The sequence below is a fragment of the Marinobacter algicola DG893 genome, assembly GCF_000170835.1.
Taxonomy (GTDB): Bacteria; Pseudomonadota; Gammaproteobacteria; order Pseudomonadales; family Oleiphilaceae; genus Marinobacter; species Marinobacter algicola.
Map to the genome: position 1 here is coordinate 47300 of NZ_ABCP01000023.1, position 10776 is coordinate 58075.

Annotated in this window: 10 protein-coding genes; 1 reads left to right on the forward strand and 9 read right to left on the reverse strand. The window is 57.1% G+C overall.

The genetic code is table 11. The annotated features are described in order from the left end of the window. Positions 1-28 precede the first annotated feature (28 nt). From MDG893_RS13850 to MDG893_RS13890, 9 genes are all read right to left on the reverse strand, one after another. Positions 29-2209: a TRAP transporter permease gene (locus tag MDG893_RS13850; protein ID WP_007154429.1), complete on the reverse strand. Its 2181-nt coding sequence runs from the start codon at positions 2207-2209 to the stop codon at positions 29-31. A gap of 90 nt (positions 2210-2299) precedes the next feature. Next, on the reverse strand, positions 2300-3280 hold the full coding sequence (locus tag MDG893_RS13855) for a TAXI family TRAP transporter solute-binding subunit (protein ID WP_007154430.1): 981 nt from the start codon (positions 3278-3280) through the stop codon (positions 2300-2302). A 240-nt stretch (positions 3281-3520) separates the two neighbouring features. Then, entirely contained in the window at positions 3521-4510 is a 990-nt protein-coding gene (lhpI, locus tag MDG893_RS13860; protein ID WP_007154431.1) for a bifunctional Delta(1)-pyrroline-2-carboxylate/Delta(1)-piperideine-2-carboxylate reductase, read from the reverse strand. 93 nt (positions 4511-4603) lie between these two features. Further along, the gene (locus MDG893_RS13865; RefSeq protein WP_007154432.1) at positions 4604-5029 is read right to left on the reverse strand and encodes a secondary thiamine-phosphate synthase enzyme YjbQ; all 426 of its coding nucleotides are present in this window, start codon (positions 5027-5029) and stop codon (positions 4604-4606) included. Between the two features lie 14 nt (positions 5030-5043). Next, positions 5044-6111: a succinylglutamate desuccinylase/aspartoacylase family protein gene (locus MDG893_RS13870; protein ID WP_007154433.1), complete on the reverse strand. Its 1068-nt coding sequence runs from the start codon at positions 6109-6111 to the stop codon at positions 5044-5046. Position 6112: 1 nt separating this feature from the next. Next, a complete protein-coding gene (rimK, locus tag MDG893_RS13875; RefSeq protein ID WP_007154434.1) occupies positions 6113-7018 on the reverse strand; it encodes a 30S ribosomal protein S6--L-glutamate ligase in 906 nt (301 codons plus the stop codon). Then, positions 7018-7500, reverse strand: a complete 483-nt coding sequence (locus tag MDG893_RS13880) for an ATP-dependent zinc protease family protein (RefSeq protein WP_007154435.1) — start codon at positions 7498-7500, stop codon at positions 7018-7020. The genes rimK and MDG893_RS13880 overlap by 1 nt, the downstream gene beginning before the upstream one ends. Further along, positions 7493-8353: a mechanosensitive ion channel family protein gene (locus tag MDG893_RS13885; protein ID WP_040474626.1), complete on the reverse strand. Its 861-nt coding sequence runs from the start codon at positions 8351-8353 to the stop codon at positions 7493-7495. Before MDG893_RS13885 ends, MDG893_RS13880 begins: the two co-directional genes overlap by 8 nt. 75 nt (positions 8354-8428) lie before the next feature. Next, positions 8429-9247 (reverse strand): hypothetical protein, encoded by an 819-nt coding sequence (locus tag MDG893_RS13890; RefSeq protein WP_040474623.1) that lies wholly within the window; start codon positions 9245-9247, stop codon positions 8429-8431. A gap of 106 nt (positions 9248-9353) precedes the next feature. Here MDG893_RS13890 and phrB point away from each other — a divergent pair, with 106 nt between their 5' ends. Further along, entirely contained in the window at positions 9354-10754 is a 1401-nt protein-coding gene (gene phrB, locus MDG893_RS13895) for a deoxyribodipyrimidine photo-lyase (RefSeq protein WP_007154438.1), read from the forward strand. The last annotated feature ends 22 nt before the right edge of the window (positions 10755-10776 follow it).

Consider the following 10776-nt stretch of genomic DNA (forward strand, 5'->3'; position numbering starts at 1 on the left):
GTTGAAAGCCGCTAGAGTATAGCCCTGTTCAGGTACTGGCCGGGCGCAGCTTGCTCTGACGCTGCGCCAGGAACGCAATGACCGCCAGGGCAATACCGCTGAGATCTGTCCATAAACCGCCTTCGATCATCAGCAGCGCCGCGCCAATCAGCAGAAGACGAGTGATCACACCAGCAGAGGCCCGGGCAAACCAGCCCAGCACACCACCGGACAGCATATACACCCCGAACAGAGCGGTGATCAGTGCGCGGGCGATATCAAACCAGCCGGCATCCATCAGTAGCGCGCCGTTGTAGAAAAACATGAAGGGCACGATGAACGCCGCAATACCAATGCGGAACGAGGCCACGGAGGTTTCCATCGCATTGGCGCCCGAGATTCCGGCAGCCGCGTAGGAGGCCAGGGCAACCGGCGGGGTAATGGCCGACACCACCGCAAAATAGAACACGAAGAAATGCGCGGTAAGCGGCTCAATGCCCAACTGGACCAGCCCCGGAGCGACCACTGACGCGGCAACCGCGTAGGCGGCGGTGGTTGGCATACCCATACCCAAGAGGATGGAAATGAACATGGCGAAGATCAGAGCCAGCAATTGGCTGGCTTCGGCCACATCCAGCAGCAACACGGAGAACCGCGCTCCAACACCGGTCAGGGAAATCACGCCCACAATCACACCGGCCGCCGCACACACCACGATGATCTGGATGGCCATGTAGGACGCAATCTCCAGCGCCTCAAGGATCTTCCGTATGCCCATTTTGTTGGGTGAGAACCAACTGACAACAGCGGCAGACACGGTAGCAAGCGTACCGGCCCGTATCACCGAATAGCCCATAAACAGAGCAACAATCAAAATGATGATGGGCACAAACAGGTAGCACTGTTTCACCATGGTCTTGAGCTTGGGCAGCTCATCCTCGCGCATGCCTCGCATGCCGGTCTTCGCCGCCTCAAAGTCCACCATGAAATAGACCGAGGCGAAGTAAAGAATGGCCGGGATGATCGCCGCAATGGCAATTTCTGTGTAGGGAATACCGGTGATCTCAGCCATGATGAAGGCGCCCGCCCCCATAATCGGTGGCATGATCTGCCCACCGGTTGAGGCCGCCGCTTCCACGGCCCCTGCCGACTGTTTGCTGTAGCCCACCTTTTTCATCAGCGGAATGGTCAGGGAACCGGTGGAGACCACGTTGCCGGCGCTGGTGCCGTTGATCATACCCATCAGGCCGGAGGCAAAAATCGACACCTTGGCCGGGCCACCTCGGGTGCGGCCCGCCGCAGCGAAGGCGAAATTCACGAAATAATCCCCCACCTTTGATGCCTGCAGGAAGGCAGCAAAGACGATAAACAGGATGATGTAGGTCGACGACACGGCGGTGGTTGGGCCGAGGATACCAGCGTCGGTATACACCTGGCTGAAAAAGCGCTGGACCGACAGGCCCGGATACCCCAGGAAGCCGGGCAGATAGGGGCCAAGGAAGACATACACCAGGAACACCAGCCCGATAACGACCAGAGCCAGACCTGCCACCCGGCGAGTCAACTCCATGATCAGGGCCGTGCCGGCAATGGCGGCGAATGAAATGCCGACCGGCGCAAACGAGGTGCCCGTGGACATGCGCATCGAGGTGTTATAAACCACCAGGAAATAGGCGGCGACCGCCACCGAACACACAATCAGCACCAGATCCGGCACACTGAAGCGGGAACGCTCACGCTGGTGAAACCAGCTCATCACGATACCGATCGCACTGGCGGCCAACAGCGGCCAGCCAAAGTGCCAGGTTTCGAGGTCAACAGGAATTCTTAGCGTGCCACCCAGAATCATCTGGTGGAACGAAAATGTCTGGTACAGCGCGTATACCGCCGGCACCATGGCCAGGGCGCCGATCCAGGTTGTCCAGCGATGGCGTGCGGGGCCTTCTTCGGCGGAGACAAAACGGGCACCGGCAAACAGGATGAAGCCCAACACCAGCGCGCCCGCAATATGCACAATCCGGAACGACCAGGTTTCCAGCGGTGCGATGTTCAAGCTGTAAAGATGGAACGACGAGTAAGCGATGGCCAGCAACGTCACAAATTTCAGCATGCCACCTTTAAACAGGCGGCGATTGGCCTCGACCGGCTCTTCATCGACATCGTGGGCCAGGACGTGGTCATCGCCAATGTCGTTCACCGGGTGTTCTTCGGGGTGTTGTTTGTCAGTCATGATAGACCCTGCTCACGGGAAAACGGGGCCGGCTGTTCGCCGGCTTTGCTCAGGAGGGCCACCGCCGTGGCTCTCCCGCACACACGATGGTTACTGATTGATCTTGCTGTCTTCGATCGTGTAACCGTTTTCGTTGAACCAACGAGCTGCGCCGGGATGCCATTGCAGGACGTTGTTCTTCGTGTAGTTTTCCGGAACGGAGTTTTTGGCGGCCTTGTGGATGGACACCATCTTGTCGTTGTTCTCCATGGTCAGCTTGGTAATTTCATACACAAAGCTCTCCGGCATGTCGCAGTTGACCATGGCGAAGTTCCACATGGACACCACGCGGGACGGCTCATTCAGGGACTGGTAGGTGCTGGCTGGAATGGTGAATTCCGATACGGGGAAATTATCCGTCACCTTCTTCGCCTCTTCATCCGTCATGCCGATGATGGTCACATCGGTCTGTACTTCCAACTGGCTGACCGCCGGAATCGGAATGCCGGCTGCAAAGGCCACCACGTCAATCAGGCCATCCTGCAACTGCCCACCCAGATCGGACCAGCTACCGTTACGGCGCTCAAAATTGACGCCCAGGGTTTCCATGATGCGGGGGAAATAGGTGTCGGATGTGGAGCCGGCCGGCCCGAATCCAATGGTGGCACCGTCGGGAATATCAGAGATGGACGTGATGCCGGAACTGGAAAGTGCGGTGACGGAAAACGGCGTTTCATACATGGGAAACATCGCGCACACATTGTCCATTTTCATGCCCGGTGCCAGTGGGCTGTTACCGTCGATGGATTCCTGCGCCGGCCCCATGGTGGTCAGGCCGAACTTCAGATCGCCAGTATGAACCAGCGCCATATTCTGCATTGGGCCACCGGTAATTTCTGCACCGCCGGACACGCCCAGATTCTCGGCCACAAAGTTTGCCCATCCTGACCCATACGCGAAGTAGGTTCCCCCCTGACTTGCGGTACCGACCGTGAAGTTATCCGGCCAATCAGACCGGTCCTGTGCAATGGCGGGACTGGTCACGGCAAACGTTGAGACAAATGCCATGGCAATGACGGATTGGGTTTTCATAGAGAATGCTCCCGTTTCGTTGTGTTTGTTGGGTGCTAGAACGGAGCCCAGCAGGTTCCGGTTGGACACTTACAGCAACGAACACGAGCAACTAACAGGCCAGATAAAATAAATAATTGATTTTAATAGTATTTAAAAATCAGGATGGGGCAGACTTAGCGTTAGCGGGTAATATTCTACCCATTTCCAGGAGGGTAATGGGTGGACATCCACCCATTTTGCACGACACAAGCCGTGTAATCAGGCTTTACCCTGCTTACTGGAACTCGAATAGTTCTCCCAGACCAGAATCGCCGCAGCCAGATCTTCAAGCGAAACACCCACGGACTTAAACAGCGTAATGGCATCATCATCGGCGCGCCCAGTACGAGCACCACTTGCCAGTTCAGACAGCTCCGCCTGAATTTGTTCCATGTCAAAAACGCCGTCGTTCACAGCAAAGTGCAGATCTCCTGCTTCGCCTTTAGCGCCTGCATAGGAGTCAACAAAGACATCAGAACGAGCAACGCATTCGCTGTCGGTTTCCCTCATGTCCTTACGAAATGCCCCCACCAGATCCAGATGCGTTCCGGGTTTCAGCCATTCACCCTGAATCATGGGTTTGGTTGAGAGCGTCGCCGCACTGACGATATCAGCCTCTGGAACCACCGACGCAAGGTTGTCGGTAGCGGTGACGGACTCAAACGCCGCCTGCCCTTTGTTGTAACCCGAGTACGACCGCGCCAGGTCCTCCGCTTTGCTTAGATTGCGGCCGTACACCACAACCCGGCGAATCGGCCGTACCGACGCATGGGCTTCAATCAACATTGGCGCCAGCTTGCCAGTGCCCACGACGACCAATGTCTCAGCATCTTCACGGGCCAGATAGCGGGCTGCCAGAGCGGAGGCCGCGGCAGTGCGGCGGCGGGTCAGCTCACTGCCATCGATACAGGCCAGGGGCTGGCCCGTGGCGCCGTCGCTCAGGAGGTAGACGCCGCTGATCGCGGGCATGCCATGATTCGCATTCTGGGGGAAAACGTTCACCATCTTCACACCAAGATAGCCCGGCTGTTTGCCCTTATCTTCCCAGGCCGGCATCAGCAGCATCGTGGCCTCCCCGTCCTGACGTTCAACCGCATGATGGTGGCGAGGTGGTGTTACGATACCGCCAGCGAAAGCGCGTTCCAACTGGTCGACAAGCGCATTCCAGGGCAGGTTTTCTGCGACGACTTCAGAGTCGAGTATTTGCATACGTTGAGTTCCCGTTCAGGGTGCCTGCAAGCAGACACCCGTGATGAATGGTTTACAGAGGCGAACCACCCAGCCACCTTCAGCACCAAGCACTTACCACCGTCCCTGCAATGTCGCGACAACGCAGCGACTGCCAGCGTTGTTCCGGTGTTCACAAAGATAGATCCCCTGCCAAGTGCCAAGAGCAAGGCGTCCATCGTTCACTGGAATGGTCAGTGACGGGCCAACCAGAACGCTTTTTATATGAGCCGGCATGTCGTCCGGGCCTTCCATGGTGTGCTCATAGTGGGGCGCGTTCTCGGGCACCATCACATTGAAATGGCGTTCCAGATCGCCGCGTACATCCGGGTCGGCGTTTTCGTTAATCGCCAGGGAGGCCGAGGTGTGTTGGATAAACAGATGCAAAAGCCCCACCTGGCAGTTTTGCAGGGCCGGCGCCTGGGCCAGGATTTCATCGGTCACCAGATGAAAGCCCCTGGGCTGGGGCGCCAGTTCGATAAAGGTCTGATCCCAGATCATGTCCAACCTCGTTTCTATTTCTGCCGGTCGTCCCAGGGATGCACGGGCACTACATCGTCGCCCACATCTCCTTCATAGCTGCTGCGGAAATAGTCCATCGCCTTCTCCGCCTCGCTGAGCTCGTCGAATCGGGCAATGTGGTAGATCGCCTCGCCCTCGTTTACCAGTGGCAGGTTGTTTACACAGATGACGATACCGGAACAGGGTGATGTCACGGCGGTTTCCGACTCGCCGAACGGGTCGGCCACCATGGCCAACTTCTGACCTTTACGAACTTTCTGGCCAAGGCTGGCAACCGGGCGCATGATGCCATCGATATCGGTACGCACCCATTGCGAGTTCGCAGCCGTTTCCGAACGCTTCCTGGGGGCCTTGGGGCCTTTCTTGGCGGGAATCATCTCCAGTTCCCGCATCACCCGGATGACCCCTTTAACGCCGCTGGAAATGACCACGTCGTCAAATCGGAGGGCCTCGCCACCCTCAAACGTTACTACCGGAATATCCTGAGAGTCAGCATAGGCCCGAAGGCTGCCCTCCCTCAAGCTGGCATTGATGATGATAGGAGCGCCGAAGGCCTCAGCCATACGAATGGTTTCCGGGTTTTTGAGTTCCGCGCGAATCTGCGGCAAATTGAACCGGTGTATGGCGCCCGTGTGCAGGTCGATAATGTGGGAGACATTCTCCATGATCTGTGTGCGCAGCAGGTAGGCAATACGGCCGCCAAGGGAGCCGGTTTCACTGCCCGGGAAACAGCGGTTCAGATCGCGGCGATCCGGGAGGTAGCGGGTACGCTGAACAAACCCGAAAATGTTCACGATGGGGACTGCCACCAGCGTGCCCCGCAAATGCCGCAGGGCCGAGTTGGTCAGCACGCGGCGCACAATCTCGACACCGTTGATTTCGTCCCCGTGTATCGCTCCGCAGACCATCAGTACAGGCCCACTCCGGCGGCCATGAACCACTTCAACGGGTATGTGCAGAGGCGTGTGGGTGTATAGTTTGGCAACCGGAACTTCCACGGTTTGTCGCGTGCCCGCCTTGACTTCGTGGCCGGCGATAACAAACGGCGCCCGAGCAGCCATATCAGCCTCTCCCCTTGGTACGGGTTTTCCAGGGCTTCTGGTTCTTCTCGGTCCAGTTGATGATCATGCCAGCGACGTTTTTGTTGGTGGCATTTTCGATACCTTCCAGGCCCGGTGACGAGTTCACTTCCATAACCAGAGGCCCACGGCTGGAGCGCAGCAGGTCCACACCGGCCACGTTCAGGCCCATGGATTTTGCCGCCGTGATCGCCGTTTTGCGCTCTTCGGGGGTTATCCTCACGAGCGAGGCTGTACCGCCCCGGTGCAGGTTGGAACGGAACTCGCCTTCCCCACCCTGGCGCTTCATCGCTGCAATCACCTTATCACCAATCACGAAACAGCGGATATCAGCGCCACCGGCTTCCTTGATGAACTCCTGCACCAGGATGTCCGCTTTCAGGCCCATGAAGGCCTCAATGACGCTTTCCGCCGCCTTGCGGGTTTCAGCCAGTACCACGCCAATGCCTTGGGTGCCCTGTAGCAGTTTAATAACCACGGGAGCACCTCCCACCATCTGCAGCAGTTCCGGCACGTTGTCCGGCTTGTTGGCGAAGCCGGTCACCGGCATGCCAACGCCCTTACGGGCCAGCAACTGCAATGAACGCAGCTTGTCCCGTGAACGCGTAATGGCCACGGATTCGTTGACGGGGAAAACGCCCATCATCTCGAATTGCCGCAACACGGCCGTCCCATAGAAGGTCACCGACGCGCCAATACGGGGAATCACCACATCAAAGTCTTCCAGAACTTCCTCGTGGTAGTGAATGCGAGGGTCCGCGGACGTGATGTTCATGGAGCAGTGCAGGCAATCGATCACCTTCACTTCATGGCCCCGATTGATACCTTCCTCCACCAGACGACGCGTTGAGTAGAGATGACGGTTACGCGACAGGATCGCAATTTTCATTATTTCGTCCTTAGGGCCGGCTCGCCGGCAAGATAGGAACATTCAGGAAGAACAATGGCGCGCCTGGCCATTGCCGTTCGACCAAGCAGCATACGGAAACGCATGGAGTCACGATTGGTCAATGTCATTTCGATGGGCCACTCGATGTTGCCGAGCACCAACCGGGTTTCGATCACCAGGCGCAATTCTTTATGGCCACCGGAGTCCGAGACGTTGCGTTCATCCAGAACCGCCGCATCGCACTCCACCACATGATGCAGGTCGTTCTGAACCGGGTGCACCCAGAAGCGGACCCGGCGCTGACCGCTCTCTGTGTAGGGTTCGGTACGAAAGGTATGGAGGCAAGAGGTACGGGCACCGGTATCCACCTTCGCCTTGATCCGGGAAATGTCGAACTCCGGCAAGGCAACCCACTCGCGCCAGCCCAACGCCAGCTTTCCGTCTGTATCCGGCACCGGGCCGGCTTTCGAAGCATCATCCATTCTGGTCGGCATCCGGGCCTCCCTGGTTGGTTGTGGTTTCCGGCCGAAGCAGCTCTACCCGGAAGGGCTCGGAGTGGCTTCCGGCATAAATACTCGTATGGGGGAAAGGTATTTCAACCCCCTCCTCATCAAGCGTTTTCTTAATGGCCACCATCATCTGGCTGCGGCCCTCAAGCACTTTGTTGCTGGGTACCCAGAAAGAGAACTGCAGGTCCACTGAGGATGGACCAAATCCGGTGACCAGCACAAACGCCTTCGGCTCTTCCAGACTCGCACTGTTCTGTCTCGCGAGTTCAAGAAGCAGCTTTTCAACCCGCTCCACATCCTCTGCGTAGGCAATGCCCACCGTCAGGTCCATGCGGCGGATGGGAAAGCGTGAGCGATTGACCACGCGGGTCTTGATCAGGGTTTCATTGGGAATACGCACATACAGGTTGTCCGGCGTGCGCAACTTCACGCTCAGCATATCAATGGATACCACCTCGCCAATGGTATTTTCCACTTCAATAAAGTTACCGATTTCAAAGGGTTTTTCCACCAGCAGGAACAGCCCGCTGATCATGTTGGAGGCGGACGTCTGGGAAGCGAAACCGATGGCAACCGTCAGTATGCCGGCGGCGCCCAGCACCACATCGAGAGAGAAGCCGGCTTCACGCAACGCGGCGACGAAGAAAATGGCCAGCACAATGTAGAAAATCAGCCGCCGCAACATCACCGTGTGGTGCCGTGACGCACGATCCTGCATGAAGCGGGTAACGCCACGAGCGGCAAATGAGGCCAGCACAATACCGAGAATAATCAGGAACAGGGTGCTGATCCACTTGCCCCAGGCGATGGCCCCAAAAAACTGCATCAGGCTGCTTTCAAACTGCTCAATCAAGGAGGTAACTCCATTTACGGATTCAAAATCGGCAATTGGCCGATGACATCAGCCAAATATACGGTCGTAGGCTCGTACCAACCCACCACGGGCGGTTTGCTCCCGCGCCGGAGAAATAAGCTCGCACTGGCCGGCAGCGGCAATCAGCGACTGATCAATCTTCAGGCGTGCTGAATTCATATCGGTTTCGCAGGTCACCGTCACGCGCGGTGTCCAGAGCTGCCCCTTGTCATTGCGATGCAGGGACAGCAGCGGAGTTGGCAGATTGAACCGCTCCAGCAGAAGCGGTTCCTGTCGTTCGTTGACAATTCGCACCGGTGTAATCGCCCGCCAGGGCCGTTTGGGCACAGCCTCGAGCACCAGGCGAGCAAACGTGGCGGCGGAATAGCACAGTTCACCTTCCATGGTGGTCCTGCCCACCCAGGTCAGCGAAGGGTCCGCCAGCGGCAGTTCCATCAGGTGAGTGCCTTTGGTTCCAACCTGGATTCGCATCCACAGCAGGGTGCCAACATAAATGGTGCACTCACTCTCCGCGGGGATGGTGAGCGGCTGGTAGGGACGTATCACCGTGGCAAGGCTGGACATCGCCGGCAGGTAACAAACCTGGCAGCCATCGTCCGGCCGAACGAACCGCTGAACCTCCAGATCTGCATCGGGTAGCGTGTGGGTTACCCTTTGCTGCCAACGTTCCTGATTGTCGTCTTCGGGCATACGCTGGTAGCGAATCAGCCATTCCTGATCCAGCAGGGTTATCCAGATTCGGGTGTGGCTGAGTTCGTGGTATTGCGTCTGCCCGGGCTCCAACGTGTATGGCGTTGCCCAGTGGCCATCCTGCATCGTTCGCTGTGTGTCCAGACTCGTCGTCATTCCGGCCCTTTGTCCTTAAATTCTTCCATTAACTATAATCCAATCAGCACGTTCCAGCGAATATCCATCCGTGACTGTCGATCCGCCATCAATCTCAGGAAGCTCAATGACTCAGCTTGTATGGTTCCGAAATGACCTGCGCATTGCCGACAACGCTGCCCTTACGGCAGCCTGCAAGCAACAGCAGCAGGTGCAGGCCTGTTTTATCGTAACCCCGACTCAGTGGCAGGAGCATGATTGGTCTCCAGCACGGGTTCAGTTTGTGCTGGACCACGCCAATGCGTTGTCGGAAGAACTGGCGAAATTAGGCATATCCCTCTCCTTCATAACCGCAACCACTTTCGCCGACAGCGTTGAAAAACTGGAAAAATTCTGCCGGCGCGAGAGTATCCGGCATGTACATTTCAATGAGGAATACGGGGTTAACGAAAGGCGACGTGATAAAGCTGTAAAACACGCCCTTGATGAGATTGGCGTGGCGGTGAATAAATACCGGGACCAGACGGTAGCACCTGTTGGCAACATCCTCACTCAACAGGGAGAGCCCTATTCAGTGTTCACCCCGTTTTCCCGTCGGTGGAGAAGCTGGATTGATGAGGCGCAGCCAACCCTTTTTCCCATTCCCAAGCCCGTCGGTGACACTGTTGAGCCTCCTCATTATGAGGGCCTGTCCAAAAGCTTCGACAATCCGCCACCCCGGCTTGTTGAAACCGGCGAGGACGCCGCCCACCGGCAACTGGAACAATTCCTCGACGACCACGCCGGTGACTATAAGAATCTGCGCGACCTGCCTTCCGTAGACGGCACCAGCCTGCTCTCCCCTTACCTGGCCAACGGGGTGCTTTCCGGCAAACAGTGCCTGATTGCCGCCCGCCAGAACCAGGGTATGGGAGGTAATCAGGAAGGCCTGGTCACCTGGACCAATGAAATTGCCTGGCGGGATTTCTACATCAATATCCTTTACCACTACCCCAGGATTAGTATGCACCGGGCGTTCAAACCGGAGACCGAGGCCTTGAAATGGAATACACCCGGCGAAAACTTTGAAGCCTGGAAGGCTGGCAACACGGGCATCCCCATTGTCGACGCCGCCATGCGACAGTTAAACCAAACCGGCTGGATGCACAATCGGCTGCGCATGATCACGGCCATGTTCCTGACCAAGAACCTGTTTATCGACTGGCGGTTGGGTGAGGCTTACTTCATGTCGAAACTGGTGGACGGCTTTCTGGCCTCAAACAACGGTGGTTGGCAATGGAGTGCGTCTACAGGCACGGATGCGGCGCCCTATTTTCGGGTATTCAACCCTGCCACGCAGAGTGAACGTTTCGATCCTGATGGCGAGTTCATCCGCAAATACGTTCCCGAGATTGCAAAGCTGGACAATAAACGAATTCACCAACCCTGGGTCGGTGGTGTGATTCCTGGTGGGTATCCGCGGCCTGTTGTTGACCTGAAAGAAAGCAGGAAAGAGGCGATTGCTAAGTTTCAGGCGCTGAAAAATTGAGGTGCTGGCTTCCGAGGCGGGA